The 26,600-nt window shown below is 64.2% G+C and carries 23 protein-coding genes and 4 tRNA genes; 20 read left to right on the top strand and 7 right to left on the bottom strand.

Going from position 1 to position 26,600, the window contains the following annotated elements:
* Positions 1-33: 33 nt before the first annotated feature.
* Positions 34-2,121 carry an excinuclease ABC subunit UvrB gene (gene uvrB / locus AC07VH_RS10195; RefSeq protein ID WP_494787386.1) on the bottom strand — a complete coding sequence of 696 codons (2,088 nt, stop codon included), beginning with the start codon at positions 2,119-2,121 and terminating at the stop codon, positions 34-36.
* Between the two features lie 112 nt (positions 2,122-2,233).
* Here uvrB and AC07VH_RS10190 point away from each other — a divergent pair, with 112 nt between their 5' ends.
* From AC07VH_RS10190 to AC07VH_RS10175, 4 genes are all read left to right on the top strand, one after another.
* On the top strand, positions 2,234-3,448 hold the full coding sequence (locus AC07VH_RS10190) for an amino acid aminotransferase (protein ID WP_172404865.1): 1,215 nt from the start codon (positions 2,234-2,236) through the stop codon (positions 3,446-3,448).
* A gap of 131 nt (positions 3,449-3,579) precedes the next feature.
* A tRNA-Asn gene (locus AC07VH_RS10185) sits at positions 3,580-3,655 on the top strand.
* Between the two features lie 135 nt (positions 3,656-3,790).
* Positions 3,791-3,866 (top strand) — tRNA-Asn (locus tag AC07VH_RS10180).
* A 185-nt stretch (positions 3,867-4,051) separates the two neighbouring features.
* Positions 4,052-4,798 (top strand): alpha/beta hydrolase, encoded by a 747-nt coding sequence (locus AC07VH_RS10175; protein WP_494787385.1) that lies wholly within the window; start codon positions 4,052-4,054, stop codon positions 4,796-4,798.
* 12 nt (positions 4,799-4,810) lie between these two features.
* On the opposite strand, the gene AC07VH_RS10170 is transcribed toward AC07VH_RS10175, so the two are convergent.
* On the bottom strand, positions 4,811-5,749 hold the full coding sequence (locus AC07VH_RS10170; RefSeq protein WP_494787384.1) for an alpha/beta fold hydrolase: 939 nt from the start codon (positions 5,747-5,749) through the stop codon (positions 4,811-4,813).
* A gap of 203 nt (positions 5,750-5,952) precedes the next feature.
* Here AC07VH_RS10170 and AC07VH_RS10165 point away from each other — a divergent pair, with 203 nt between their 5' ends.
* The 3 genes from AC07VH_RS10165 (at position 5,953) to AC07VH_RS10155 (ending at position 7,317) form a co-directional block, all read left to right on the top strand.
* Positions 5,953-6,279, top strand: a complete 327-nt coding sequence (locus AC07VH_RS10165) for a Dabb family protein (RefSeq protein WP_494787383.1) — start codon at positions 5,953-5,955, stop codon at positions 6,277-6,279.
* A 73-nt stretch (positions 6,280-6,352) separates the two neighbouring features.
* Positions 6,353-6,428, top strand: a tRNA-Asn gene (locus AC07VH_RS10160).
* Between the two features lie 268 nt (positions 6,429-6,696).
* Positions 6,697-7,317, top strand: a complete 621-nt coding sequence (locus AC07VH_RS10155) for a choice-of-anchor C family protein (protein WP_475415443.1) — start codon at positions 6,697-6,699, stop codon at positions 7,315-7,317.
* 125 nt (positions 7,318-7,442) lie between these two features.
* On the opposite strand, the gene AC07VH_RS10150 is transcribed toward AC07VH_RS10155, so the two are convergent.
* From AC07VH_RS10150 to AC07VH_RS10140, 3 genes are read right to left on the bottom strand one after another with little or no spacing between them, the layout of a single operon-like run.
* Complete coding sequence (locus AC07VH_RS10150) at positions 7,443-8,453, bottom strand: sulfotransferase (protein ID WP_494787382.1); 1,011 nt, start codon at positions 8,451-8,453, stop codon at positions 7,443-7,445.
* Positions 8,450-9,187, bottom strand: a complete 738-nt coding sequence (locus AC07VH_RS10145; protein ID WP_494787381.1) for an aspartyl/asparaginyl beta-hydroxylase domain-containing protein — start codon at positions 9,185-9,187, stop codon at positions 8,450-8,452. The genes AC07VH_RS10150 and AC07VH_RS10145 overlap by 4 nt, the downstream gene beginning before the upstream one ends.
* On the bottom strand, positions 9,172-9,660 hold the full coding sequence (locus AC07VH_RS10140) for a GNAT family N-acetyltransferase (protein WP_494787380.1): 489 nt from the start codon (positions 9,658-9,660) through the stop codon (positions 9,172-9,174). The genes AC07VH_RS10145 and AC07VH_RS10140 overlap by 16 nt, the downstream gene beginning before the upstream one ends.
* Before the next feature lie 148 nt (positions 9,661-9,808).
* Here AC07VH_RS10140 and AC07VH_RS10135 point away from each other — a divergent pair, with 148 nt between their 5' ends.
* The 7 genes from AC07VH_RS10135 (at position 9,809) to AC07VH_RS10105 (ending at position 17,046) form a co-directional block, all read left to right on the top strand.
* Positions 9,809-10,813, top strand: coding sequence for an SAM-dependent methyltransferase (locus tag AC07VH_RS10135; protein ID WP_494787379.1), 1,005 nt, complete (start codon positions 9,809-9,811; stop codon positions 10,811-10,813).
* Positions 10,814-10,933: 120 nt separating this feature from the next.
* On the top strand, positions 10,934-11,593 hold the full coding sequence (locus AC07VH_RS10130) for a sugar dehydrogenase complex small subunit (RefSeq protein ID WP_489630275.1): 660 nt from the start codon (positions 10,934-10,936) through the stop codon (positions 11,591-11,593).
* Positions 11,590-13,248 carry a GMC family oxidoreductase gene (locus AC07VH_RS10125; protein WP_494787378.1) on the top strand — a complete coding sequence of 553 codons (1,659 nt, stop codon included), beginning with the start codon at positions 11,590-11,592 and terminating at the stop codon, positions 13,246-13,248. Before AC07VH_RS10130 ends, AC07VH_RS10125 begins: the two co-directional genes overlap by 4 nt.
* Positions 13,245-14,714 carry a c-type cytochrome gene (locus tag AC07VH_RS10120; RefSeq protein ID WP_494787377.1) on the top strand — a complete coding sequence of 490 codons (1,470 nt, stop codon included), beginning with the start codon at positions 13,245-13,247 and terminating at the stop codon, positions 14,712-14,714. Before AC07VH_RS10125 ends, AC07VH_RS10120 begins: the two co-directional genes overlap by 4 nt.
* Before the next feature lie 140 nt (positions 14,715-14,854).
* A complete protein-coding gene (locus AC07VH_RS10115; protein WP_475415435.1) occupies positions 14,855-15,256 on the top strand; it encodes a GtrA family protein in 402 nt (133 codons plus the stop codon).
* A gap of 71 nt (positions 15,257-15,327) precedes the next feature.
* Positions 15,328-16,626: an NCS2 family permease gene (locus AC07VH_RS10110; protein ID WP_494787376.1), complete on the top strand. Its 1,299-nt coding sequence runs from the start codon at positions 15,328-15,330 to the stop codon at positions 16,624-16,626.
* A 344-nt stretch (positions 16,627-16,970) separates the two neighbouring features.
* Positions 16,971-17,046 (top strand) — tRNA-Asn (locus AC07VH_RS10105).
* Between the two features lie 152 nt (positions 17,047-17,198).
* On the opposite strand, the gene AC07VH_RS10100 is transcribed toward AC07VH_RS10105, so the two are convergent.
* Complete coding sequence (locus AC07VH_RS10100) at positions 17,199-17,582, bottom strand: hypothetical protein (protein ID WP_475415434.1); 384 nt, start codon at positions 17,580-17,582, stop codon at positions 17,199-17,201.
* A gap of 338 nt (positions 17,583-17,920) precedes the next feature.
* Here AC07VH_RS10100 and AC07VH_RS10095 point away from each other — a divergent pair, with 338 nt between their 5' ends.
* Both AC07VH_RS10095 and AC07VH_RS10090 read left to right on the top strand, forming a co-directional pair.
* Positions 17,921-18,712 (top strand): alpha/beta fold hydrolase, encoded by a 792-nt coding sequence (locus tag AC07VH_RS10095; protein WP_489630278.1) that lies wholly within the window; start codon positions 17,921-17,923, stop codon positions 18,710-18,712.
* A complete protein-coding gene (locus tag AC07VH_RS10090) occupies positions 18,709-19,086 on the top strand; it encodes a VOC family protein (protein WP_099411623.1) in 378 nt (125 codons plus the stop codon). The genes AC07VH_RS10095 and AC07VH_RS10090 overlap by 4 nt, the downstream gene beginning before the upstream one ends.
* A 23-nt stretch (positions 19,087-19,109) precedes the next feature.
* Here the strand turns inward: AC07VH_RS10090 and AC07VH_RS10085 are convergent, their stop codons facing one another.
* Positions 19,110-19,808 carry a hypothetical protein gene (locus tag AC07VH_RS10085; protein WP_475415432.1) on the bottom strand — a complete coding sequence of 233 codons (699 nt, stop codon included), beginning with the start codon at positions 19,806-19,808 and terminating at the stop codon, positions 19,110-19,112.
* A gap of 138 nt (positions 19,809-19,946) precedes the next feature.
* On the opposite strand from AC07VH_RS10085, the gene AC07VH_RS10080 reads away from it, so the two are divergent.
* The 4 genes from AC07VH_RS10080 to AC07VH_RS10065 all read left to right on the top strand — a co-directional run bounded on the left by AC07VH_RS10080 (position 19,947) and on the right by AC07VH_RS10065 (position 26,597).
* Positions 19,947-20,786, top strand: a complete 840-nt coding sequence (locus tag AC07VH_RS10080; protein ID WP_475415431.1) for a M15 family metallopeptidase — start codon at positions 19,947-19,949, stop codon at positions 20,784-20,786.
* A 217-nt stretch (positions 20,787-21,003) separates the two neighbouring features.
* Positions 21,004-24,825 (top strand): type VI secretion system membrane subunit TssM, encoded by a 3,822-nt coding sequence (tssM, locus tag AC07VH_RS10075; protein ID WP_494787375.1) that lies wholly within the window; start codon positions 21,004-21,006, stop codon positions 24,823-24,825.
* The gene (gene tagF / locus AC07VH_RS10070; protein ID WP_475415429.1) at positions 24,822-25,802 is read left to right on the top strand and encodes a type VI secretion system-associated protein TagF; all 981 of its coding nucleotides are present in this window, start codon (positions 24,822-24,824) and stop codon (positions 25,800-25,802) included. Before tssM ends, tagF begins: the two co-directional genes overlap by 4 nt.
* A gap of 9 nt (positions 25,803-25,811) precedes the next feature.
* Complete coding sequence (locus AC07VH_RS10065) at positions 25,812-26,597, top strand: OmpA family protein (protein WP_489630281.1); 786 nt, start codon at positions 25,812-25,814, stop codon at positions 26,595-26,597.
* The last annotated feature ends 3 nt before the right edge of the window (positions 26,598-26,600 follow it).

Raw genomic sequence — 26,600 nt, 5'->3', positions numbered from 1 at the left:
GGGCCAAGGCCCGGCCCGGGTCCGGCCAGCCGTTTATTTGCCCAGTATCGACGCCACATTGTCGGTGCCGGGCGCGCCGAACAGCTGCTGCTTGAGGATGTGCAGCTGGTCGCGCACCTGCGCCGCTTTTTCGAACTCGAGGTTCTTGGCGTGGTCGACCATCAGTTTTTCCAGGCGCTTGATTTCCTTGCTGACCTGCTTCTCGCTCATCGCTTCGAACTTCGCCGCTTCCTGCGCCACCTGCAGGGTCTCGCGCGCTTCCTGCGGGCTGTAGACGCCGTCGATCATTTCGCGGATCGATTTCTTCACGCCGATCGGCACGATGTTGTTGGCCGTATTGAAAGCGATCTGCTTGGCGCGGCGGCGTTCCGTCTCGTCGATGGCGCGGCGCATGGAGTCCGTGATGCGGTCGCCGTACAGGATCGCCGTGCCGTTCAGGTTACGCGCGGCGCGGCCGATGGTCTGGATCAGGCTGCGTTCGGAGCGCAAGAAGCCTTCCTTGTCCGCGTCGAGGATGGCGACCAGCGACACTTCCGGCAAGTCCAGGCCCTCACGCAGCAGGTTGATCCCCACCAGCACGTCGAAGGTGCCCAGGCGCAGGTCGCGCAGGATTTCCACGCGCTCCACCGTTTCGATATCGCTGTGCAGGTAGCGCACCTTGATGCCATGGTCGCCCAGGTATTCCGTCAATTGCTCGGACATGCGCTTGGTGAGCGTGGTCACCAGCACGCGCTCGTCCTTCTTGATGCGCTCGACGATTTCCGACATCAGGTCGTCCACCTGGCTGCTGGCGGGGCGCACGATGATCTGCGGGTCGACCAGGCCGGTCGGGCGCACGACCTGTTCGACCACCTGGTCCGAATGGTTCTTTTCGTATTCGGCCGGGGTGGCGGAGACGAACACGGTCTGGCGCATCTTCTGTTCGAATTCCTCGAATTTCAAGGGCCGGTTGTCGAGCGCCGACGGCAGGCGGAAGCCGTAGTCGACCAAATTCGTCTTGCGCGAGCGGTCGCCGTTGTACATGGCGCTCAGCTGGCCCGTCAGCACGTGCGACTCGTCGAGGAACATCAGGGCGTCGGGCGGCAGATAATCGACCAGGGTCGGCGGCGGTTCGCCCGGCAGCGCGCCGCTCAGATGGCGCGAGTAGTTCTCGATGCCCTTGGTGAAACCGATCTCCGCCATCATTTCCAGGTCGAAGCGCGTGCGCTGTTCCAGCCGCTGCTCTTCGATCAGTTTATTCTCCTTGCGGAAGAACTCGAGGCGCTCGCGCAGCTCGTCCTTGATGGTCTCGACGGCGCGCAGCACGGTGGAGCGGGGCGTGACGTAGTGCGAGCCCGGATACACGGTGAAGCGGGGGATCTTTTGCCGTACGCGGCCCGTCAGCGGGTCGAACAGCTGGATCGATTCGATCTCGTCGTCGAACATCTCCAGGCGCACGGCCAGCTCCGCATGCTCGGCGGGGAAGATGTCGATGGTGTCGCCGCGCACGCGGAAGGTGCCGCGGCCGAAATCGACCTCGTTGCGCGTGTACTGCATCTGGATCAGGCGCGCGATGACGTCGCGCTGCGCGACCCTGTCCTTCACGCGCAGGGTCAATATCATCTGGTGGTACTCGTTCGGATTACCGATACCGTAGATGGCCGAGACGGTGGCGACGATGATGACGTCGCGCCGCTCCATCAGCGACTTGGTGCACGACAGCCGCATCTGTTCGATATGCTCGTTGATCGACGAGTCCTTTTCGATGAACAGGTCGCGCTGCGGCACGTAGGCTTCGGGCTGGTAGTAATCGTAGTAGCTGACGAAGTATTCGACGGCGTTCTGCGGGAAAAAGTCGCGGAACTCGCTGTACAGCTGCGCCGCCAAGGTCTTGTTGGGCGCGAAGACGATGGCGGGCCGGCCCATGCGCGCGATGACGTTGGCCATGGTGTAGGTCTTGCCCGAACCGGTCACGCCCAGCAGGGTCTGGAAGGCCAGGCCGTCGGCAATCCCCTCGGACAGCTGGGCGATTGCCGTGGGCTGATCGCCGGCCGGAGGGAAGGGCTGGTGCAGCTTGAAGGGGGAGTCCGGGAAAGAGATAATTGCGCTTTCCGCCTCGCTGGCGGTAGATAATTCGGGCATGTGAATCAGACCTTTGTTAGAATAGTGCTCTGCTGGCGGCCCTGGCGTTGTATTTTGGGGCGCTGTCTACAACTCCGCTGTGAACCTGCTTCCAATCGAATCCAATCTTATCATGACGAACCCAACTGTTTCTGCCAGTCTGTTTAGCGCCATCGAGATGGCCCCACGCGACCCGATCCTGGGCATCACCGAAGCATTTAACGCGGACCAGAATCCCGCCAAAATCAATCTGGGCGTTGGCGTCTATTATGACGACAACGGCAAGGTGCCTCTGTTAGCTTGCGTACGCAAGGCGGAAGCCATCCTGATCGAACAGGCCGCCCCACGCACCTATCTGCCGATCGAAGGCCTGGCTGCCTACGACAAGGCGGTGCAAGAACTCGTATTTGGCGCCGACAGCGCCGTAATTCAAGAGCGCCGCGCCGTCACCGTGCAAGCCATCGGCGGCACGGGCGCACTGAAGATCGGTGCCGACTTCCTGCAGCGCTTCGCGCCGGGTGCCCAGGTCTACATCAGCGACCCAAGCTGGGAAAACCACCGCGCGCTGTTCGAGAACGCCGGTTTCGTCGTGAATAACTACACCTACTACGATGCCGCCACCCATGGCGTGAACTTCGACGGCATGCTGGCCAGCCTGAACGCCATGCCAGCCGGCTCCATCGTCGTGCTGCACGCCTGCTGCCATAACCCGACCGGCGCCGACCTGAGCGTGGCCCAGTGGGACCAGATCATTGCCGTCGTCACGTCGCGCGGCCTGGTGCCGTTCCTGGACATGGCCTATCAAGGTTTCGCCAACGGCATCGCCGAAGACGGCGCCGTGGTGCGCCGCTTTGCCGACGCGGGCGGCCCGCTGCTGGTGTCGAACTCGTTCTCGAAATCGTTCTCGCTGTACGGCGAGCGCGTGGGCGCCCTGAGCGTCGTCGCCTCGAGCGCCGATGAAGCGGCACGCCTGCTGTCGCAGCTGAAGCGCGTCGTGCGCACCAACTACTCGAACCCGCCTACGCATGGCGGCAAGGTGGTCGCCACCGTCCTGGCCACGCCGGAACTGCGCCAGCTGTGGGAAGAGGAACTGGCCGGCATGCGCGTGCGCATCCGCGAAATGCGCAATGCCTTCGTGGAAAAGCTGAAAGCCAAGGCGCCGGGCCACGACTTCGAATTCGTGCGCCAGCAAATCGGCATGTTCTCGTACTCCGGTCTCACCAAGGAGCAGGTGGCATCGCTGCGCGAGCAATCGATCTACGCCGTCGACACGGGCCGTATCTGCGTGGCAGCATTGAATTCGCGCAACATCGACATCGTTATTGACGCGATCGCCAAAGTGCTTTAAGATCTTGCTTCTTCGGCGCTGCATGCAAGTGCGGCGCTGATGGCAGTAGAAGGTCGGCGATGGCCGTGTTTGCCAGGATGCAGTATCAGTCTTGCAAATATGGAACAAGCGACATATAATATTGCCTCTTTTCCCTGATAGCTCAGTTGGTAGAGCGACGGACTGTTAATCCGCAGGTCCCTGGTTCGAGTCCAGGTCGGGGAGCCAGAATTCGGAAGGCCACGTTGAAAAATGTGGCCTTTTTTGTTTTTGCGCCGCCGGCGCAGGCGTCATGGCCGGCATAAGAATTTCCCATGGGAATCTGGACATGTGCTTGCTTGCCCTATATAATACGGCCTCTTTTCCCTGATAGCTCAGTTGGTAGAGCGACGGACTGTTAATCCGCAGGTCCCTGGTTCGAGTCCAGGTCGGGGAGCCAGAACATCAGCAGTATCGAAAAGCCCAGCCATTACGGTTGGGCTTTTTGCGTTTCAGGGCCTGCATGAGGCATCCGTGTCATCACTCTTGATCCAGCGCATAGGCCGCCCGGAGCCCGGCGCTATGCTGGAGGCGACAAGGCGCCGGCAGGCCTGTCATCGCCTTCAACTTCCTGGAGGGGCTGAAATGGATGAGGTCACAAGTGTTGGGTCGGCAACGATCGTGCTCGTGCATGGCGGTTTTGTCGATGGGGCGGGTTGGGAAGGCGTTTACCGGGCGCTGCATGACGAGGGTTGCCACGTTGCTATTGTGCAAAACCCAACGCTATCGCTGGCGGACGATGTGGCCGCGACCGTGCGGGTCATCGCCGCGTCGCCGGGGCCCGTGGTCCTTGTCGGTCATTCGTATGGCGGCGCCGTGGTCACGCAAGCGGGGAACGATCCCAAGGTCAAGGCATTGGTCTACATCGCGGCGTTTGTGCCGGATCAAGGCGAGTCTGTCGATTCCTTGCTGAAGAATGCCCCGCCTGGCGCGCCGGTGCCGCCGATCTTGCCCTCGCACGATGGCTTCCTGTTGCTCGACCAGAAAAAGTTTGCGACCGCCTTCGCTGCCGATGTGCCCAGGGACAAGGCCCGCTTCATGGCGGCATCGCAAGTGCCCTGGGGAGTGGCCGCGCTGACCGGCGTGGTCAGCGCTCCAGCGTGGAGGAGCAAGCCCAGCTGGTACCTGGTCGCGACCGAGGACAAGATGATTGCGCCGGCGATGCAACGCGAGATGTCCGAACGCGCGGGCTCGAAGGCGGTCGAAGTCGCCGGCAGCCATGCCATTTACATTTCGCAAGCCCATGCGGTGGCGACGCTGATCCGCAAGGCCGCCGCCAGCATTGCCGGCGGTCAGGCCAGCCTGTCCGCTTCCGGGATTGGCGTCCCGTGACGGGGCGTCGTATCAGGACTTCGGCGCCGCATCCAATGTCTTGATGATGGCTTCCTGAAATTGCACCGGTTCATCCTGGTGAATTTGATGCCCGGAATGGTCAAAGAAAAACAGCCCCTTCTTTGGCGCCTTCAATGTCTCAAAATACGCTTGCGTGATCCTGGTCGAGGTCTGGATATCGTTTTTGCCGACGAAGAAATACACGGGGCAGTCAACGCTCTTCAAGGTCCTGGGCAGATCGATGTTCATGACCTCGTTCCAGACGGGCGACCAGGTTTTCGACCATTGAAGAAAACCCGTCTTGAAGCCTTCGCTCGTGGCAAATTCCTTGCCATCCTTGTAAAAAAGCCATTTCCTTAAATAAAACATGCTTTCGTCACTTGCAAACGGGAAACTGACGCTGTCCAGTTCCTGGCTGGCGACGGCATTGTCCTTGAAATGCACTTTCAAGGTTTTCAGCAATTCTTTCTCGCTTTCCAGCTGGCTCACGACAGGATTGGAAGCGAAATAGGCATGCAGCAGTTCCGGATGATGCTTGACGATATAAAAGCCCAGGACGTTGCCCCAGGAACTGCCCAGCAAGTATATTTTTTCCTGCTTGAGCTCTTTTTGTAGAAACGTGATGACCTGGTACGTGTCCTGTTCCATCTGCGCGACGGAAGGCTGGCTTGGCGATGGATTCAGTTTCAGGGTTTTTCCCGCATCGCGCTGGTCCCATTGCACAATCGTAAATCTCTTTTTCAGGATGGCGGTAAACGCATCCGCATTCTTCATCATCGAACTTCCCGGCCCGCCCGATAAAAAGAGAAGAGCAGGCTTGTTGGAGTCATCTGTTTTGATTTCCACAAACTGCTTTATCCCGCCAATATCGGGAGTCAGCAGCGCGTCGATGGCACGCGGAACGGGTTGTGCTTTACATGCATAAAATGGGATCAAGGCGATGAATAACACGGCCAGTATGCTGTTTTTTGTCATGGGCTGGTATGAATGGTTGCTTGCAGGTATGGAGTGTCCATGTAGGATATTATCCGAATAACATGTTGCATATAAAAAACATCTGCAGCGCGTCCGCAGTGGCGCCATGGCGGGCCGCGGCCTGTGTCTTTTCCCGTTTTGCGCTATCCTGAATGCAACCCCATAGGAGAGTTGCCACCATGACCTGTTCCATTCCCCTGCGCCATATCGTCCTGTGTGATTTTCTTGAGGACATCACACCGGCCAAGCATGCCGAGCTGGTCTATGAATTTTCCCAGCTTAAAAACCGCATTCCCGGCGTGCTGCAATTCGAATGGGGGCCGAACGTCAGCCCGGAAGGCCTCGATGACGGCTTTACCGATTGCTTCAGCTTGAGTTTTGCCCATACGGGCGCGCGTGATGCGTATCTGACCCATGCCGCGCACCAGGCTTTTGTCGAGCTGCTTAAGCCATGGCTGGGCCGCGTACTCGTGTTCGACTATCATCCGCAGGAAAATCCGGGCTGAGAGGCGCCGCGCATAAATTTTTTCGCGTAAATCTGGACAACTGAAAATTTGCGCTATAGAATGCGGCCTCTTTTCCCTGATAGCTCAGTTGGTAGAGCGACGGACTGTTAATCCGCAGGTCCCTGGTTCGAGTCCAGGTCGGGGAGCCAGAACATGTAGTAGCAAAAAGCCCAGCCTTCACCGGTTGGGCTTTTTGCGTTTCAGGGTCTGCTCGGTTGTGCATGGCACATCATTTTGTGGTCATCCCCATCAGTTTCAATTTCCTGCTCGCCAGATCCCCGATGAGAGGGCAGCCTGATCTTGGCTAATTATTTGTTATTAACTTAAGAATATTATTGATTTTTTAATTTTTAGGTCTTAAGCTGATGTCTTCGAGAAAAATAAATTTCTTGAATAAAATAAAAGGGATATTGGATTATGCGTAAGTTGACTGCATTGGCCGGTGTGGCTGCACTGATTCTGGTTGCGCCTATGGCGCACGCTAACTTGTTGAGCAATGGCGGCTTCGAATCGAGCACGTTTAGCGGCCCCTTCACACAGATAAACAGCGGTGCGCGTCTGGGTGCCTGGAACGTGGACAGTGGCAGCGTCGATATCGTCAATCAATACTGGAAGCATGCGGAGGGAAACTACAGCCTGGATTTGAATGGCAGTTCTGGCGGACGTATTTCCCAGTCCTTCGGCACCGTGGTCGGGCAGCAGTACAACGTCAGTTTCAGCCTTGCCGGCAATGCCGAAGGTGGCGGCAGTCTCAAACTGGTGGATGTGGGCGTCACCGGCGTGCACAGCTTCACGTTTGACAGTACAGGGCGGTCGCCTGCGAACATGGGATGGGTTACCGAAGGCTTCAGCTTTATTGCTACTGCTGCCAACAGCACCCTGTATTTCCAAGGCAATAACAAAAACAGTGTGTGGGGTGCGGCACTCGATAACGTATCGGTCACGGCCGTGCCGGAACCATCGACCTATGCCATGCTGGCTGCCGGCCTGGGGCTGATGGGTTTGATGGCACGCCGCCGGCGCACGCAACGCGGTTAAGGAGTTTTTCTAGGCTGAGCCACTGCCGCTCAGTGCTGCGCAACAGCCGCCACACAAAAAGCCCGGTCCTTCCGCCGGGCTTTTTTGTTTTTCACGGCGCGCGCTGATGGCACGCTGGTATAGCTTCAATTTCCTGTGCGCAGCGCTTCCAGCGCCTGATAGCCGGTTTGTATCTGCTCCGCCATGCCAGACAGGCTGCTTGCCGCATGCGGCGGTGCGTCACCCTGGAATACCGTGCCATATTTCGCATGCACGCCGCCGCGTTCGCGCATCGCTTGCAGCTGTCCTGCGGTGGTGGCGATGCGGAAGCGGGGGAGTAGCTCGTCCAATACGATGCCAGGCAATTGACTGTAGTTAATGAGCTGCAGTTGGCCCGCGGCGGCGTACGGCAGCGCGGCATCGAACAGGCTGGCCAGCACCAGGCCCGTATAGCCATCGAGATCGCCCGGCGCCAGCTGGTGCGCGGGCAGCGGCAGCTGGGCCGGGTGCAGCATGCCGGGCACCATTTGCGGGCCGCGCTGGCGCTGGTGCGAGGCCAGCACGGCCAGCGGTTCGCGGTAGACGAACAGGCAGGGCGTGCCGGGAAACGCCTGCCGCAGCAGGTCCAGGCTGTGGATGTGCCAGCAATCGAACTTGATGAAGAAATGCGTCTCGTCGCCGGAGCGGCGCTGGCCCAGGGCCAGGATGGCCTGGCGCAGCAGGGCAAGGCTGGCGGCCGGGTCCGCACCGTCGTGATACAGGCGCAGCAGCGAGTCGACGACGGGCGGCTCGGACATGACTATGCATTGCGGCAAGCACGCCAGCAGCTGGCTCAGCAAGGTTGAGCCGCAGCGCGAGACGTGGAAGATGAAGGCATCGGGCGCCAGGCCATCGCGAAGCGCCGCCAGCGCCGCCAGCGGCGTGCGGCAGACGCGGCGCTCCTCAGGCGGCTGGCGCGCCAGCGTATTGACAAAAAAGGCGTCGCTGAAGACCGTTTCCCCCAGGTCGCGCCAGCATATGGCGGCATCCGCCGGCGCATCGCCGCGTTCCACGTACAGCGGATACCAGGCGCGCAAGTCCATGCCCTCGTGCCATGCCACCGCCTCGCCCCTGGCCAGCAGGCGTTCCTGCTGGGCCAGGCCCGCCACAGCGTTCACGGTGCGCTCCCGTCGGCCAGCGCGGCCAATTCCCTGGCCAGCGCCAGGCTGGCAGGCGAGGGCGACAATCGCAGCTGGGCGATGATGGCCCGCACATTGCCGTCGTGGATGCCGGGGTCGCCATATTTATGGATCGCCTTCGGCACGAAGCCGGCGGCGGCAAACAGCGCTTCCAGCCAGGCATTGGTGACGCAGTCGAGCACGAGGTGGATGCGCGGCGCGCTTCCCTGGTTGTGCACGGCGTGCAGGCAGCTGGCATCCATGTACCAGGCGTGTCCGGCCGTGAAATGCACGGTCTCGCCATCGATGGTGAACAGCACCTGCGGCGAGGTGTGGATGGGGATGTGGATGCGGATCAAGCCATCGGCCAGCGACGTGCCGGCGTCGCGGTGCGCGCGGATGAGGGCGCCCGGCGCCAGCGCCAGCAGGCGCGCAGAGTTGATCTCGCAGGCAAAGCTGGCGAGCACCTCGCGCAGGCCGGGGCAGCGCGCCAGTTGCGGCGTGCCGGCATAGGCGGCGCCATCGACGGGCATGATGTGGTCCGTTGCCCCGCCGGGCGAGCGCAGCGGCACGCAGCTCCAGCCGGTGTCGTAGGCGCCCGTATTGAAATGGCTGATCCACTCGCCGGCGGCGAACTGGTCGCTGTCGCGCTGCAGGCGCGCCACGTCAAAGTGCAGCGGCAGCCGCAGCCAGGTGCTAGGCGGCGTCGGCGCCGGCACTATGGCGCGCTCCATTCCAGTTGTTCCTGGACGTCGTTTTCCCCCCGCAGGAGAAAGCCCAGCCGCTGGTACAGCGCGCGCGCAGCGGTATTGCTCTTGTTGACGGCAAGGTGGATCCGGCAGTGCTCCGCGCCCGCTTGCGCCTGCAGGCCGCGCAGTACGGCGCTGCCGGCGCCCTGGCCTTGCGCGGCGGGCAGGATGGCGATGTCGACCAGGTGCAGCACGTCGCCCTGGCGGTCCAGGATCAGGCGGCCGATGGGGATGTCGCCGTGCTGCAGCACCAGATACGCTGCGCGCGGATACGCCTGCCGATAGCCGTGGCTTTGCATGCGCTGCTGCATGGCGATCAGCTGTTCGATGACGGCGGGCTCGGCCGGCATACGGCGCAAGTCGTCGCGCGTGGAACTGTACAGGGCGGCGGCAAAGCCATCGTCGTCGTCGCGCTGGACGCGCAACTGGTAGGGCGGGGAAAGCGGCAAGGCGTGCATCGGTGCTCCGGTAGATCGTTGCGGATGGCGGAAAATGCGCAGGTGTGTATTTGTTTGCTATGCTGCCAATTTTTCCCCGTACTTGCAATCATTTCAAGGAAGCCGCCATGCATTTTGTCCGTCTCCTGCCTTGCCCGTGGCGTCGCGCGTGAATCCCGCGCGCGTGGAACTGGCCGCCATCGCGGCCGCCGTGTGCGATCCGCGGCGTTCCCTGGCCAGCCTGGTCGGCGACACGGTGCGGCTGCGCCAGCTGGTGGAACGCCACTCGCGTCTGTCCATGGACGGGCCGGACGGCTTGCGCGATGGCGAAAGTTTCCTGCCCAGCGGCTGGGCCATCTCGCCCGTGCAGGCGGGGCTGTGCGCGCGCGAGCCGTACCGCAGCGCCGCCTTCATCCAGGGCCTGGCGCTGGCCGTGCGCGAGCGCCTGGACGCGAGCGGCGGACGGCCCGTGCGCGTGCTGTATGCGGGCTGCGGCCCGTTTGCCTTGCTGGCCCTGCCCGTGATGGCCGTGCTGGATGCGGACTTGGTGCGGTTTGCCATCCTCGACGTGCATGCCGAGACCCTGGCGTATGCGCGCGAGCTGATTGCGGCCCTGGGTCTGGACGGCCATGTGACGGACTACCTTTGCGCCGACGCGGCCGCCTGGCGCATTCCTGCCGGCGCAATGCCGGACGTGATCGTCAGCGAAACCATGAATACGGCGCTGGGCAAGGAGCCGCAGGTGGCCATCCTGCGCAATCTGCACGCGCAGGCGCCCGCGGCGGCGCTGCTGCCGGCAGCCGTCACCGTGCACCTGGGTCTGGACCGGTGCGCGCCGGATGCGCCGTGCACGGACTGGGGCCGCATATTTGCCCTCGATGGTGACGCTTTGCGCGCCTGGCAGGGGGAACTGGGCGACCGCTTGCCGGCCGCCAGCATCCGCTTGCCCGAGGTGCTGGAGCAGGCACCGCGCTTGCTGACGCGCATCCGCGTGCATGGCGACATCGTCCTGGGCGACCATGATTGCAGCCTGAACCTCCCGCTGCCTTTGCCGGGCAAGCCGGCCCTGGCCGGCGGCAGCGTGCTCGATTTCCATTACCGTCTGGGGAGCCAGCCGGGACTGGCATTTTGCCTGCGCGAAACGCCAGCATTGCACAAGGAAAATCCTCAATAGTAATACTACATTGGCAGACAATTTACTTCTGTAGGATAATATGGAACCGGTTCCATATGCGCAAATGCAATGTAACGCAATCATCGAAGTCAACAAAACAACAAGTCTTGCGGGAGTCTCATGAACTATCCAGGCAGCGAACCATCTGCAACATCCGTTTCATCCCTTCCCCGCATCAGCCGCCGCCACGCCCTGATCGGCCTGGCCGCCTTGCTGGCGCAGGCCGGTTTCTGGAGCAATCCCCTGTCGGCCGCCATGCAGGCGCCGGCCAGTGCTCCGGCGACCGGGCTGGCGCCCGCCACCATGCTGTTCTACAGCTTGTCGCAAACCATCACGGGCCACCGCGACCTGTCCGCCGCGACGGCGGCGCGCATCGAGCAAGCCATGCGCACGAACGTGCCCGGTTTCGCCGAGCGCTTGCCGCAGCTGGGCGCGCTGCTCGTCACGGGCCAGGAAGCCAAGGCGCTGCTGGCGGCCGCCAGCGCCGCCGATGCGGCTTTGCGCGAGCTGGCGCTGGCCATCGTCGCCGCCTGGTACACGGGCACCGTCGCCGGCCATGCTGAGCAGGGCACGAAGTCCATCGTCGTCGCGTATGCGGAAGCCTTGATGTACCGCACGGTGGCCGATGGCCAGGTCGTGCCGACCTATTGCAATTACGGCCCCTTGTGGTGGCTGAAGGCGCCGCCGGCCGTGCGCGTCTCCGCGCCCGTGGCGCCCAAACCCGTACCGGCCCCGGCCACCACCGGCACTCCCGAACCGAAAGGCAAGCAAGCAAAATGAAATCCCCCCAATTCAAGAGTAATGGCGACGTCGTCGCCGATGTCGTCATCGTCGGCACGGGTGTCGTCGGTGCCATGATGGCCGACCAGCTGGCCGCGCAAGGCCATTCCGTGATCATGCTGGAAGCGGGCCTGCGCATCGAGCGGGGGCAAGCCGTGGAAAACTGGCGCAACATGCCGTTCGAGAACCGCGTCGGCTCCGACTTCCAGGGCCTGTATCCGCAGGCGGACAATGCGCCCGCGCCCCTGTATTTCCCGAAGAATAACTATGTGGAATTGTCCGGCCCCAGCGGCAGCAGTTTCCAGCAAGGCTATCTGCGCACGGTGGGCGGCACGACCTGGCACTGGGCCGCGTCGTGCTGGCGCCATTTGCCGTCCGACATGCGCATGAAAAGCGATTACGGCGTCGGGCGCGACTGGGCTATTTCCTATGAGGAACTGGAACCCTACTATTGCCGCGCCGAGCAGGAAATGGGCGTGGCCGGTCCCAACGATCCCGCCTTGCAGTCGCCCAGCGAGCGCAGCGCGCCGTACCCGATGGACATGGTGCCCTGGGGCTATGGCGACAAGCGCTTCGCCGAAGTGGTCAACCCGCACGGCTACCGTTCCGTGCCGATCCCGCAAGGGCGCTCGACGCGCCCGTGGCAGGGCCGTCCCACCTGCTGCGGCAACAATAATTGCCAGCCGATCTGCCCCATCGGCGCCATGTACAACGGCATCCACCATGTGGAGCGGGCCGAGCTGAAGGGCGCTGGCGTACTGGCCGAGGCCGTCGTCTACCGCATCGACACGGACCAGAACAACCGCGTGACGGCCGTGCACTGGTATGACGCCAAGAAACAGTCGCACATGGCGACGGGCAAGGCCTTCGTCATCGCCTGCAACGGCATCGAAACGCCCCGCTTGCTGCTCCTGGCGGCCAACCGGAACAACCCGAACGGCATCGCCAACAGTTCGGATCAAGTGGGCCGCAACATGATGGACCACTCCGGCTTCCACTGTACCTTCCTGGCCAATGAGCCGATCTGGACGGGCCGTGGCCCCGCGCAAAGCAGCTGCCTGGTGGGCCCGCGCGACGGCGCCTTCCGCGCGCAGTATTCGGCCAATAAGATGATCTTGAACAATATCACCCGGGTCGGACCTGCTACGCAGCAATCGCTGAAGCTGGGCCTGGTGGGCAAGGATCTCGACGACGAGATCCGCCGCCGCGCCGCGTTCGGCGTGGACCTGTCGATCAGCCTGGAACCCTTGCCCGAAGCGCACAACCGCTTGACCTTGAGCAAGACGCGCAAGGACCCGCTGGGCCTGGCCTGTCCCGACATCTACTATGACGTGGGCGATTACGTGCGCGATGGCGCGAAGGCCGCGCATGCGCAGCTCGAACACATCGGCAAGCTGTTCGGCGCCGTGGAATTCCATATCACCGACAGCCTGAACGCGAACAACCACATCATGGGCGGCGTCATCATGGGCAGTAACCGTCTTGACTCCGTGGTCGACGGCAATTGCCGCGCCCACGACCACGCCAATTTGTGGCTGCCGGGCGGCGGCGCCATGCCGTCGGCCAGTGTCGTCAACACCACCCTCAGCATGGCCGCGCTCGGCTTGCGCGCGGCCGACGACATCGCCCGCACCCTGGCAAGGGAGGCGGCATGATGCGCCGCTTCTTGCTGGGCCTGACCCTGGCGGCCGGCTTGCCGCTGGCCGCACACGCCGTGCCGCCGGCGCCGCCCGTCACCCTGACGCCGGACCGTCCGGCCGCGCCGGCCGCGAGCACAGCCGCCAAGCCCGATGCACGCCTGGAGCGGGGCCGCTACCTGGCCATCGCGGCCGATTGCATGGCCTGCCATACGGCAGCGGGCGGCAAGCCGTATGCGGGCGGCTACGCCATCGATTCGCCCCTGGGCACGATTTATGCGACGAATATCACGCCATCGAAAAAGGGCGGCATCGGCCATTACACGGAGGCCGACTTTGCCCGCGCCCTGCGCGAAGGCGTGCGCGCCGACGGCAGCCATCTGTACCCGGCCATGCCCTATACCAGCTATGCGCAGCTGACGGACGCGGACGTGGGCGACCTGTATTACTACTTCATGCAGGCCGTCCAGCCCGTCGATGAAGCGGCGCGCCAGACGGCCCTGCCATTCCCGTTCAATGTGCGCCTGTCCATGCTGGGCTGGAATACCTTGTTCCTCGACAATAAACGCTTCGTGCCCGATCCGGCGAAGAGCGCGCAGATCAACCGCGGCGCCTACCTGGCCGAAGGCCTGGCGCACTGCAGCGCCTGCCATACGCCGCGCAACGCGCTGATGGCGGAAATCGGCAGCCAGACCCTGGCGGGCGCCTCGCTCGGTTCCTGGCATGCGCCCAACATCACGTCCGACAAGGTCAGCGGCATCGGCGCGTGGACGGATGCGGAACTCACGGCTTACCTGAAGACGGGGCACGTGGAAGGCAAGGGGCAGGCGGCGGGCGGCATGGCCGAAGCCATCCAGAACAGCCTGCAATTCTTGCGCGACGACGACGTGGCCGCCATCGTCGCGTGGCTGCGCACGGTGCCGCCCGTGCGTGCGCCGGGGCAGGCCAGGGCGGCCTTCAGCCACGGCAGCGCCGCCAGCGAGGAAGCGGTATTGCGCGGCATGACCGCTGCCACCGAGCGCCATTCCTTGAATAGCGGCGCCGTGCTGTTTTCCGGCTATTGCGCCAGCTGCCATTCGGCCAGCGGCGCCGGCAGCACGGGGCAAAGCTACCCGGCCCTGTTCAACAACACGGCGACGGGCGGCAACACGCCGGCCAACCTGGTCTCGGCCATCCTGTTTGGCGTCGAGCGCAAGATCGAAGGGGAAGAGCACGAAGCGTTCATGCCCCGTTTCGACCAGCGCTCCTACGTGCAGCCGTTGACGGACGAGCAGATCGCCTCGATCGCCAATTACGTGCTGAAACAGTATGGCAACCCGGACGTGTCGGTGACGCCCGCGTATGTGGCGCAGGCGCGCAGCGGCGGCGAAAAACCGCTGCTGGCGCGCGTGCGGCCGTTCATGCTGCCGGGCGGCATCGTGGGTATCTTGCTGCTGATCGCGCTGTTTGTATGGCTGCGCCGGCGCCGTCAAGGCAAGGAATAAGTGTCGAAACGGCGGCGAATATGAACGTTGGGCGCAACTTGCAGTAAAATGCAGGCTGAAAAATGGTTACGAGCAATCGTAGCCATTTTTTATTCTGGCCCGATCCTGGCGATTGTTTTCGCTTCATTTGAAAATTGACAATGTCCCATTCCCTGCATCACCAATTCCTGCGTTTCGCCGCCGTCGGCGCTTCCGGCACGGCCGTGCAATACAGCGTGCTGTGGGGCGGCGTGGAATGGGCCGGCATCAGCGCCGCCGCCGCGTCCGGCATCGGCTACATCCTCGGTTCCGTCGTCAACTACCTCCTCAATTACTTTTTCACGTTTAAGAGCGACAAGGGGCACGGCGAGGCGGCCAGCAAGTATTTCACCCTGCTGGGCATCGGCTGGTGCATCAATACGGGGCTGATGTGGCTGCTGGTGCACCAGCTGGGCTGGTATTACTGGCTGGCGCAGGTGCTGGCGACGGGCATCGGGCTGGTCTGGAATTTCGCGGGCAGCCGCTGGTGGGCCTTCAAGCCGACCGGTGCAGCGACCAAATAAATAGTTGCAAGAAAAGAGATGCGCATAGTCCAAGACCAGGCGCGCGGTTTTACCAAAACAAGGGATTAATCATGCAGTTCCTGGAACGCTATTTCAAACTGAAGGACAACGGGACCAATGTGCGCACGGAGCTGCTGGCCGGCCTGACCACGTTCCTGACGATGGCCTACATCATCTTCGTCAACCCGTCCATCCTTGGCGACGCGGGCATGCCGAAAGACGCCGTGTTTGTCGCCACCTGCCTGGCGGCCGCCATCGGCACCCTGATCATGGGCCTGTACGCGAACTACCCGATCGCGCTGGCGCCGGGCATGGGCCTGAATGCGTACTTCTCGTACACGGTGGTCAAGGGCATGGGCATGAGCTGGGAAGTGGCGCTGGGCGCCGTCTTCATTTCCGGCTGCCTGTTCATTCTGGTCAGCCTGTTCAAGGTGCGCGAAATGATCATCAACAGCATCCCGCCCGCGCTGCGCACGGCGATCACGGTGGGTATCGGCCTGTTCCTGGCCATCATTTCGCTGAAAAGCGCCGGCGTGGTGGTGTCGAACCCCGCCACCATCATCGCGCTGGGCGACTTGCACCAGGCGGCGCCCATTTTGGCCATCCTCGGTTTCTTCATCATCGTCGCGCTGGACCGCCTGAAAGTGCCGGGCGCCATCCTGATCGGCATCCTCACCATCACCGTCGCCAGCTTCTTCTTCGGCGGCAACCAGTTCAACGGCATCGTCTCGGCGCCGCCCGCCATCGAGCCGACCCTGTTCAAGCTCGACATCATGGGCGCGCTGTCGATCGGCATCGTCAACGTGGTGCTGGTATTTTTCCTGGTGGAATTGTTCGATGCGACGGGCACCCTGATGGGCGTGGCCAACCGTGCCGGCTTGTTGAAAGACGGCAAGATGGAGCGCATGAACAAGGCCTTGCTGGCCGACAGCACGGCGATCGCCGCCGGCGCCTGCCTGGGCACGTCGAGCACCACCGCCTTCGTCGAAAGCGCTGCCGGTGTGCAAGCGGGTGGACGCACGGGCTTGACGGCCGTGGCCGTCGCGCTGCTGTTCCTGGGCAGCCTGTTCTTCGCTCCGCTGGCGCACACGGTGCCGCCGTACGCGACGGCGCCCGCGCTGCTGTACGTGGCCTGCCTGATGCTGCGCGAACTGACCTTCATCGACTGGGATGACAGCACGGAAAGCATCCCGGCCGCCATCACGGCGCTGATGATGCCGTTTACGTATTCGGTGGCCAGCGGCGTGGCCTTCGGTTTCATCACCTATGCGGTATTGAAACTGTTGACGGGCAAGGGCAAGCAGGTCTCGGTGGTGGCCTACATCATCGCCGCCATCTTCCTGTTCAAGTTCATCTACCTGGGCGAATAGCGGGTTTGCCGGCAAGCAGTTGCCGTTGCAATGACAAGGCCGCCCGCGCACCAGTAGGGCGGCCTTGTCTTTGGGCGCTGCCGTCGAAGCGCACGCCGCCGCCATCTGCCCGGCAATGCCCCACGAGCTGACGCCGCTGCCGGGCTGGTCCGCCGGGGATGCGCTTGATCCTGTCATGCCGGGCGAGCGCAGCCAGCCAGGGGCAAGGCGAGTCTTGCAAGCGCATGTCCGCGCGGCGGCGCGGCCGTTGCCCCCTACGCTTGCTGGCGTAAGGGCCTGTTTTGGCCGGTCATGCAGCAACAACTGGACATGGGAAATTTTGACGTATATAATGCGGCCTCCTTTCCCTGATAGCTCAGTTGGTAGAGCGACGGACTGTTAATCCGCAGGTCCCTGGTTCGAGTCCAGGTCGGGGAGCCAGAACAAGCAGTAGCAAAGGGCCACGTGGCAACACGTGGCCCTTTTGTCATGCGCGCACGGTTTCCCATTCACGCTTTCCTTCCCGTCAGTGCATCAACGGCCTGCGCGATGCCGGCCCGCGGGTGGCGGGGGCAGGCGCGGCGAGCCCCTGATCAGGGATCGACAAACACGTCGAAACGCACCTTGAGCGGGCTGCCCCAGGAGATTTCCACCCAGGCCCGGAAGCCGCCGTTATATGGTGCGATGTTGTACACGGCCATGCGGGCGGCGCCAATGAAACGGTCCTGGGGATTCGCGCTATATTCGCTGATGTTGAGAAATACGCGCGAATTGGCGTGCACATTGGCGTTGACGAAGTTGACCGAAGGATGCACGCCATTGGCCGTCCACGTGTAGTAGGTGGTGAAGGCGGCGGGGCTCAGGTTCAAGTCCTGTGCGGCCGCGCCTTGGGCGCTTTGGCCTTCCTGTTCCATCGGCGCATCGGTTTCATCCAGTGCCAGGTTGCTGCCGGTGCGATGTTCTACTTTCATTTCCATGATGTACTCCTGATCGATAGTTTGGACGCCGCGCCTGTCGTCGTGCGGCAAGACGCCCTATCTGTTGCCGTGACGGCCAGTGTCACGTCCTGGCTGATAAGGTAGCCGCCTGCTCCATGCTGTTGGAGTAAGCCATTCTAGGCATACACGGGGGCGGAAAGTGCGCGGCGCCGGCGGAAAAACGGTGCGAACTTGTGCTGGCGCAAACACCTTGCAGGCAGGGGGCTAGATCTTTTCCGGCAGGCTATTTTTACGGGGGCGCCACGCATGGCGCGCAGGACAATGGCACAATAGGCCCAGCCGACCTGCCGATACGCAACCCCTTGCGAACCTAGCCCATGCCGATACTGAACCTGAGCGCCGAAACCGATATCTATTACGAGCTGATCGAGGGCGACCCCGCCAAGCCCTGCCTGGTATTCCTGCACGAGGGGCTCGGTTGCTGTGCAATGTGGAAAGATTTTCCCGCGCAGCTATGCCAGGCGACGGGCTGCCGCGGCTTGCTGTATGACCGTCACGGCTATGGGTTGTCGTCGCCGCTGGCGGCGCGCCGCCAGCTCCATTATTTGCACGATTACGCGCTGTGCGAGCTGCCGCAAGTGCTCGCGGCGCTGCTGCCGGGGCAGGACCATTTTCTCGTCGGCCACTCGGATGGCGGCAGCATCGCCCTGATCTATGCGGCGCAGCAGCCGCCGCGCTTGCGCGGCATCATCACCGAAGCGGCGCACGTGTTTGTCGAAGGCATCACGCTCGACGGCATCCGCGGGGCGGACGCGGCGTTTGGCGCGGGCAAGCTGCGCGCGCTGGCGAAATACCATGGCGACAAGACGGCAACCATCTTCAAGGCCTGGTCGGACACCTGGCTCAGCTATGGCTTCCAGTTCTGGAACATCGAGTATCTGCTGCCCTCCGTCGAATGCCCGGCGCTGGTGGTGCAGGGCAGCGAGGACCAGTACGGCAGCGCGGCCCAGGTCGATACGATCGTGGCGCAGGCGCTCAACGCCGTGCCCGCCATGGTCGAGCAGTGCGGGCATACGCCGCACCAGGAGCAGCCGCAGGCATTGCTGGCGCTGATGGAAGGCTTCTTGCAAGGCCGCATGGACGCGGCCGCTCACCCGAAAACTATATGATAGACCACCTGGATCACCTGGTATTGACCACCCGCGACAAGCCGGCCTGCATCGATTTCTATACGCGCGTGCTGGGCATGCAGCTGGAAACGTTTGGCGCCGGCCGCCATGCCTTCAAGTTTGGCGCGCAAAAGATCAATCTGCATGAAGCCGGCAAGGAATTCCTGCCCAAGGCGGACCTGCCCACGCCCGGCGCGCTGGACCTGTGCTTCATCGCCGCCGTGCCGCTGGACGTGTTCATCGCCCATCTGGCGGCGCTGGGCATTGCCATCGAGGAAGGACCAGTGTCCCGCACGGGCGCCAATTGGCCCATCCGCTCCGTGTATCTGCGCGACCCGGACCGCAACCTGATCGAAGTGTCCGAGCGCGCCTGAGGTTGCATACGGCGCCCAGGCGTTCAATGGCAGGCGGGATCGCTGTCCCAGCGGCCCGAGCAGATGCGTGAGCGGCACAGCATGCCTTCGATCAGGCCCAGCTGCTGACAGCGCCGCAACAGTTCCGCCGTTTCGTGTTCCGGTCCCTGTTCCTGTCCCTGTTCCTGCCTGCGCAGCACCACGTCGCGCACGGGCGGCGCCGTGCCTTCCTGCCGGTGCGCATGGGCCACCATCGCCGTCAGCAAGGCGACGTCGCTGTCGCCGGGCGCGGCAGCCGGCCTCGTCCCCTGTGGGCGGGCGGCCGCCTGGCGCGCGGGCGGCGGCGTCTTGTGCGGCGCGCTGGCGTTCGCGGCGGCCGCAGCGGGCAAGGGCGGTCCCGCCGTATTGACGATGGTGGCCGCCTGCTCCGCGTGCGGCAGCGCCGTTGCTGCTGGCACGGGCGGAATCTCGGTCATGGCTGTGGCGGGCGCCGGCGGCAGGGGCGGCACCTCCGTGTCGTAGGCGAGCACGGCCGTTACCAGCAACGCCAGGCACAGCGCGCCGGCGGCGCCGTGCCGCCAGCCGGGGCGCCAGCGCAGGGCCTGCATGGCCGCGGGTGCGGCGACGCCGTGCTCGAGCTGCGACAGGATGCCCTTGCCTTCGATGCGCGCGCCAGCCGCGCCGGCCTTGCTCAGCAGGTCAGGACCGCGTGCCTGGCCATCCCCGGTTTTCAGTAAAGACAAAATATCACCTCCGCAGTGAATCAAATTCGACTGACCTTGATGTAAACCGCGCTCATGCGGGCCGCGGACGCCTACGATCTAGCGATACCGCCGAGCAATGACTTGCCCGGCCCCGCCGATTCCCTCACGGAGCGTCCCATGTTCGTCGCCCTGATCCTGATGTATTTCCTGCTCGCCTGTTTTGCCTGCTGGCTGCTGCTGTTTCCCGGCGGCCGCGCCATCGTGCTGCACACGCTCGTCAACCTGGGCTGGCGCATGCAGCGGCGCGCGCAGGGGCTGCAGCGGGGCGGCGGCGCGCAATGGCAGCGCGTGCAGCGGCACACGGGCTCGGGCATGTCGCGCGCATGGCGGCTGCTGTGGCGGCATCGCTGGCTGAGTTTGGCGGGCGGCGTGCTGGTCATCGTGCCGCCCCTGCTGGCCTGGCTGTCCAGCGACCGTATCGCCCTGCGCGGCTATGCCGATCAGCAACACGTGATCAATGACCAGGTCAGCGACTTGCTGAAAGGCGAGCAGCTGGTGCCGCCGCCGGCCTTGCCGCCGCTGCTGTTTTCCACGGCGGAGGTGACGCAGCTGCGTCCGCTGCTGGGCGGCGCCAGCCGCAACTGGCAATTGCTCGACCACGATTTCGCGCAGCGCCTGCTGCTGGTCTTCAAGATCATGAAGGACGTGCATGGCTACGACATGGTCTTGCTGGAAGGCTACCGCAGCCCGGCGCGCCAGGACCAGCTGGCGGCGGCCGGGCCGAACGTGACGAACGCCAGGGCGTTTCAAAGCTATCACCAGTACGGCCTGGCCGCCGATTGCGCATTCATGCATGAAGGAAAGCTCATCATTTCTGAAAAAAATGCCTGGGCCATGCGCGGCTACCGTTTATATGGCGTGACGGCCGAATCGGTGGGGCTGCGCTGGGGCGGGCGCTGGACCATGATGGATTTTGGCCATACGGAATTGCCGCAACCGCGCGTGCTGGGCAAGTAAGCCGCGCCAGCCATTCTAGCGCCGCGTACCGGCCCGCATTTCACCGCTGCAAGCTTGCTTGCGCAGCGTCAATGGCATGCCGGCGCCTGCTGCGCGCTGGCACCTGGAACTTGTCATATGTCAACAAAGGCGCGCCGCATTGCTGTCAGCATGGGCCGAATCCGCCTCGCTGCGCGGCGGCGTTCCTCCTGCTTTGCGACCTCACCCTGGGCTCATCATGCTGCGACGACTCTGGCATTTCCTCACCGACAGCCGCAATCTGACCATCTTCGGCTTCGTGGCGCTGGCCGTGTCCCTGTACCTGGGCGCCGAGGTGCTGGAAGTGGCGCTGGTCTGGGCGCTGGCCTTGCTGCTGCTGGCTTTTCTCACCTGGCTGGGCCTGTGGCTGTGGCGCAGGCGACGCGCGCGCCGCGATGCGCAGGCGCTGGGCCAGGTCATCCTCAACGAGGCCGAGATCGCCGCCGCGCAAGCGGCCTCGGCATCGACGGCCAACAACACCCAGCATGGCGAACTCGACGCGGTGCGCACGGGCATGCTGGCCGCCATCGATACCATCAAGACGTCCAAGCTGGGCCTCAAGTCGGGCGCCGCCGCCCTGTACGAATTGCCGTGGTATATGATCATCGGCAATCCGGCCGCCGGCAAGAGCAGCGCCATCCTGCATTCGGGCCTGCAATTTCCTTTCGCCGACGGCAAGATCGTGCAAGGCGTGGGGGGCACGCGCAACTGCGACTGGTTTTTCACCACGGACGGCATCGTGCTCGACACGGCAGGGCGCTACTCCGTCGTCGACGAGCACCGGGGCGAGTGGTTCGGCTTTCTCGACCTGCTGAAAAAATACCGGCGCAAGGCGCCCATCAACGGCATCCTCATCGCCGTCAGCATCGCCGAATTGAAGGGCGACCCCGACGTCGGCATGCAACTGGCGCGCAGCCTGCGCAAGCGCGTGCAGGACGTCATCGAGCGCCTGGAAGTGTTCGCGCCCCTGTACATCGTATTTACCAAGGCGGACCTGATCGCCGGCTTCACGGAGTTTTTTGCGGACGCCGAACGCAGCGAGCGCGAGCGCGTCTGGGGCGCCACCATGCCGTACCAGCGCAAGCTGCCCACGGCCGACTTGCTGAGTTTTTTCGACCAGAGTTTCGATGAATTGCACGATGGCTTGACGGAGCTGAGCCTGGCCAACATGGCGCACCGGCAACGCAACACGATGGCGCCCGGCGTGTTTACGTTTCCGCTGGAATTTGCCGCCGTCAAGCCGGCCCTGCGTGCCTTCATCGCCACCCTGTTCGAGGAAAATCCGTTCCAGTTCCAGCCCGTGTTCCGCGGCTTTTATTTCACCAGCGCGCTGCAGGAGGGCGAGCCCGTCAGTGCCTCCTCGCAGCAGGTGGCGCGCCGCTTCGACCTGGCCTTCGCGCCGGCCCCGGCCGCCGTGCCATCGGGCGCGCGCCAGCACGGCTATTTCCTGCTGGAGCTGTTCCGCAAGGTCATTTTTGCCGACAAGCACCTGGTGGCCAACTACGCCAACCGCGCCAGGCTGCGCTTCAAATATGCCGTGTTCTTTGCCGCCACCGTGTCGCTGGGCGCCTGCCTGGGCGGCTGGAGCTGGTCCTACCTGGGCAACCGGCAACTGGTGGCCAACGTCGAGGCTGATTTAAACAAGGTGGTGAAGCTGCAGGAGAAGCGCCTGGACTTGCAGTCGCGCCTGGAAGCGCTCGAGATATTGCAGGACCGCATCGAGCAGCTGGAAGCGTACCGGGAGCAAAGGCCGTGGTCCTTGCGCCTGGGCCTGTACCAGGGCGACCTACTGGAGCGCAAGCTGCGCGAGGAATATTTCGCCGGCGCGCGCCAGGTCATGCTGGCCCCCGTGGTGGGCGCGCTGGAAGCCCTGCTGTTCGAAATGAACGCCAGCGCCGACCAGCTGCAGCCCACGGCGCGCACGCCGCAGACGCCGGCCGCCGCATCGCCCGCTGCAGCACCCGCCGCGCCGCGCAGTGTGCAGTACCAGGCGGCCAGCGCGACGAATGTGGAAGACGCCTACAACGCGCTGAAAACCTATCTGATGTTGGCCGACAAGACGCATGCGGAGAGCAGCCATCTGAACGACCAGATGACGCGTTTCTGGCGCGGCTGGCTGGAGGGCAACCGGGGCGCCATGCCGCGCGAGCAGATGATACGCAGCGCCGAACGGCTGCTGACGTTTTACCTGGCGCAGATCGGCGACCCGTCCTGGCCGCGCATCGAGCAGAAGCTGGCGCTGGTCGACCAGGCGCGCGAAAACCTGCGCCGCGTGGTGCGCGGCATGCCGGCGCGCGAACGCGTGTATGCCGACGTCAAGGCGCGCGCCTCGACGCGCTTTCCCGGCATGACGGTGGCGCGCATCGTCGGCGAGCAGGATCAGGCCCTGCTGGCGGGCAGCTACGCCGTCTCCGGCGCCTTTACGCGCCAGGCCTGGGAAAAGTTCGTCGAAGGGGCATTTCGCGACGCCGCCAACCGCGAGCTGCAAAGCGCCGACTGGGTGCTGAAAAGCGCCTCCACCGACGACCTGACCCTGGAAGGCAGCCCGGAGCAGATCGAGAAAAACCTGGTGGCCATGTACAAGGCCGACTACGCGCGCGAGTGGCAGAAATTCGTGCAGGGCGTGGCCGTCGCCGACCTGAAAGGCTTCGACGGCGCCGTGCAGGCGATGAACCGCCTGGGCGACCCGCAGTCGTCGCCGGTCGCCAAGCTGCTGACGGCCATCTACGAGGAAACCTCGTGGGACAACCCGGCGCTGCAGAATGCCCAACTGCGCAAGGCCGAGCGGGGCATCATCGCCTGGTTCAAGGAAACCGTGCTGCGCCGCGCGCCATCGCAGCTGACGGCCAGTCCCGGCGTCAATGCGCAGCTCGACCCGGCGCGCCTGGACAAACCCATGGGGCCAGTGGGGCGCGAATTTGCCGGCGTGGGCAAGCTGGTGGCGGCCAGGGACAACAATGGCTCGCTGATGCGCGCCTACCTGGAAGCGCTGTCGAAACTGCGCAGCCGCTTGAACCTGCTGAAGAACCAGGGCGACGCGGGGCCGGGCGCGCGCCAGTTCATGCAGCAGACCCTGGAGGGCAGCGGTTCCGAGCTGTCCGACGCCCTGAAACTGGTCGACGAGCAGCTGCTCACGGGGATGAGCGACGCGCAAAAGCAGGCGATACGTCCCATCCTCGTGCGCCCGCTGATGCAGACCTTTGCCGTCATCGTCGCGCCGGCCGAACTCGATATCAACAAGACCTGGGCGGCGCAGGTGTATGAGCCGTTCCAGAAATCGCTGGCCAACAAATATCCGTTTGCGCCCACGGCGCGCATCGAGGCGAGCAACCTGGAGATCGGCCAGTTCTTCGGCCCGGAAGGCCTGGTGGCGAAATTCGTCACCACCTCGATGGGCCCCCTGGTGGTGCGGCGCGGCGACGTGCTGGCGCCGCGCACCTGGGCCGACATGGGCATCAGCCTGTCGCCGCAGGTGGTGGCGCGCTTTCCCGGCTGGATCGCGCCGCTGGGCGCGGGCGGCGTGGCGGCCACCTCGACGGCGGCGCAAACCGTGTTCCAGATCCAGCCGTCGCCCGCGCCCGGTACCCTGGAATACACGGTGGAGATCGACGGCCAGCAGCTGCGCTACCGCAACACGCCGGCGCAGTGGACGAACATGGTGCATCCGGGCCCGCAGGGCGCGTCGGGCATGCAAGGGGCGCGCATCACGGCCGTCACCTTCGACGGACGCACGGTGGAGCTGTTCAACGAGCCGGGGCAGTTCGGCCTGAAGCGCATGATCGATGCGGCGGCCAAGAAGCGCAAGGACGGCGGCGTGTTCGAGCTGCGCTGGACGCGCGGCGAGGTGGCCGTGGCGGTCGACCTGAAAATCACCAGCAGTGCGGAAACGATGGCGACGGGTGCGGGCGGGACTGCGGCGGTGCAGGAACAGGGCTTTCGCGGCATGCAGCTGCCCGAGACCATCGTGGGTGCTGCGCCTCCTGTGCCGGTCATCGCCGCGGCTGCGGGAGTGTCGCCATGATGCGCGCGCAACAGCAGGTGCGCCTCGGCTACTTCGGCAAGATCCCCGCGCGCGGCGATTTCATCAAGGCTTGCGACAACCACGCGCTGGTGCAGCTGCTCGACGACTGGCTGGCGCAGGTCATGACTGCGCTGACGGCGGAGCCGCGCTGGAAGCTCAATTACGACGCCTTGCCGCCGCTGCGCTTTGCCTTCGTCGGCACGCGCAGCCGGCGCGCCATCGCCGGGCGCCTGGAAGCGAGCAATGACCAGTCGCTGCGGCGCTTTCCCTTCATGGCCATGGGCGCGCTGGAAGTTGACGACGCCGAGGCCTTCGTCGGCTGCAGCCCGCTGGCGCTGGCACCGCTGTGGCAGCGCGTGGAGCAGCTGTCGCAGGGCATCGTGGCCAGCGCCGAGCCGGGACCGGCGCTGCTGGCGCTGGCCGGCAACGTGGTGGAAATCGAACCGGCCGCACCGTGCCACGCGGCGCGGCTGGCCGCCTTCCTGCAGGCGCAGACCGTGCATGGCTTGCAAACGATGCTCGCTTCGCCCGCGTTCCCCGTGACGGTGCGCGAACTGCTGCTGGGCCTGGGCCTGCTGCTGCAGCCGGTGCGCCGGAGCGGCTTGCCGCGCCTGGAGAAGAGCCTGGTGCTGCCGCTGCCGCAAGAGGCGCAGCTGCGCGAGCTGGTGGCCAGCTTCTGGCTGCACCTGATCGCGCCTTTCCTGCGCCAGGCCGATTTCGAACTGGCGCTGTTCTTTTCCCACCTTGACGAGGCGCCCGTACTGGTGATCGGCTTTTGCGGCGCCGACCCGCACGGCTTGCGCGCGCTGATCGATCCGCAGGCCGGCAGCGAAAGGCTGATCGTCTTCGACCGGCTCGACTGGGTCGAGGAGCAGCTGGGACGCGCTGCGGCGCTGCGCCGGTTTTCCGCCTGCCTGCAGCAGGAGCAGCTGTCGCTGCGCTCGGCCTGCGCCATGTTCACGGATACCTTTGCCTGAAGGATTGCGATGAAACCAACCGTTTTCTTCCTGCTGCTGGCCGCCGCCGTTCCCTGCACCGCCCAGGCGCAGGCGCAAGCGCCGCAGACGCCGATGCCGGGGCAGATCCTCGTCACGGGCACCCTGGCCGATGAGGCGGGCAAGGCGGCCGTGCTGGCCCGCCTGCGCGAACTGTACGGCGCCGAGCGCGTGGTCGACCAGATCGCCATCGGCAACGTGGCCGTGCCGGCCAACTGGAACGGCTACGTGCAAAAGCTGATCGCGCCGAACCTGAAGCTCATTTCACGGGGGCAGATCAGCATCGACGGCAACAACGTCAGCGTGCGCGGCGAAGTGGCGAACGAGGCGCAGCGCCAGCAGATCGCCAGCGACATCGCCACCAGTCTCAATCCCACCTACATCGTCAACAACGGCTTGCGGATCAAGGCGGCCGAGGCCGAGCAGGGCTTGCTCGATGCCGCGCTGGACAAGCGCATCATCGAATTCGACAGCGGCAAGGCTTCCATCACGCCGGCCGGCCTGGCCATCCTCGACGAGATGGCGGCCGCCATGCTCAGGCTGCGGGGCCGCAAGGTGGAGGTGATCGGCCACACGGACGATACGGGCCTGCGCGCCAGCAACGTGGCCCTGAGCCAGGCGCGCGCCGAAGCCGTGCGCGCCTACCTGGCCAGCAAGGGTATCGCGGCCGATACCGTGCTGGTGTCGGGTCAGGGGCCGGACCGCCCCGTGGCCAGCAACACGACGGCCGATGGCCGGGCGCGGAACCGGCGCATCGAGTTCCGCATCGCGCAATGATCC

It is taken from the genome of Janthinobacterium sp. GW821-FHT03C10 (genome assembly GCF_059420865.1).
Note: the sequence above shows the minus strand (reverse complement) of the source record. Positions and strands in the feature narration are given on the sequence as shown.

Coding starts and splice junctions, on each gene's coding strand:
- AC07VH_RS10095 (WP_489630278.1), top strand. CDS start 17,921: ATGCCGATACTGAACCTGAGCGCCGAAACCGATATCTATTACGAGCTG.
- AC07VH_RS10165 (WP_494787383.1), top strand. CDS start 5,953: ATGACCTGTTCCATTCCCCTGCGCCATATCGTCCTGTGTGATTTTCTT.
- tagF (WP_475415429.1), top strand. CDS start 24,822: ATGATGCGCGCGCAACAGCAGGTGCGCCTCGGCTACTTCGGCAAGATC.
- AC07VH_RS10120 (WP_494787377.1), top strand. CDS start 13,245: ATGATGCGCCGCTTCTTGCTGGGCCTGACCCTGGCGGCCGGCTTGCCG.
- AC07VH_RS10090 (WP_099411623.1), top strand. CDS start 18,709: ATGATAGACCACCTGGATCACCTGGTATTGACCACCCGCGACAAGCCG.
- AC07VH_RS10125 (WP_494787378.1), top strand. CDS start 11,590: ATGAAATCCCCCCAATTCAAGAGTAATGGCGACGTCGTCGCCGATGTC.
- AC07VH_RS10190 (WP_172404865.1), top strand. CDS start 2,234: ATGACGAACCCAACTGTTTCTGCCAGTCTGTTTAGCGCCATCGAGATG.
- AC07VH_RS10100 (WP_475415434.1), bottom strand. CDS start 17,582: ATGGAAATGAAAGTAGAACATCGCACCGGCAGCAACCTGGCACTGGAT.
- AC07VH_RS10155 (WP_475415443.1), top strand. CDS start 6,697: ATGCGTAAGTTGACTGCATTGGCCGGTGTGGCTGCACTGATTCTGGTT.
- AC07VH_RS10065 (WP_489630281.1), top strand. CDS start 25,812: ATGAAACCAACCGTTTTCTTCCTGCTGCTGGCCGCCGCCGTTCCCTGC.
- AC07VH_RS10175 (WP_494787385.1), top strand. CDS start 4,052: ATGGATGAGGTCACAAGTGTTGGGTCGGCAACGATCGTGCTCGTGCAT.
- AC07VH_RS10145 (WP_494787381.1), bottom strand. CDS start 9,187: ATGGAGCGCGCCATAGTGCCGGCGCCGACGCCGCCTAGCACCTGGCTG.
- AC07VH_RS10130 (WP_489630275.1), top strand. CDS start 10,934: ATGAACTATCCAGGCAGCGAACCATCTGCAACATCCGTTTCATCCCTT.
- AC07VH_RS10115 (WP_475415435.1), top strand. CDS start 14,855: ATGTCCCATTCCCTGCATCACCAATTCCTGCGTTTCGCCGCCGTCGGC.
- AC07VH_RS10110 (WP_494787376.1), top strand. CDS start 15,328: ATGCAGTTCCTGGAACGCTATTTCAAACTGAAGGACAACGGGACCAAT.
- AC07VH_RS10140 (WP_494787380.1), bottom strand. CDS start 9,660: ATGCACGCCTTGCCGCTTTCCCCGCCCTACCAGTTGCGCGTCCAGCGC.
- uvrB (WP_494787386.1), bottom strand. CDS start 2,121: ATGCCCGAATTATCTACCGCCAGCGAGGCGGAAAGCGCAATTATCTCT.
- tssM (WP_494787375.1), top strand. CDS start 21,004: ATGCTGCGACGACTCTGGCATTTCCTCACCGACAGCCGCAATCTGACC.
- AC07VH_RS10080 (WP_475415431.1), top strand. CDS start 19,947: ATGTTCGTCGCCCTGATCCTGATGTATTTCCTGCTCGCCTGTTTTGCC.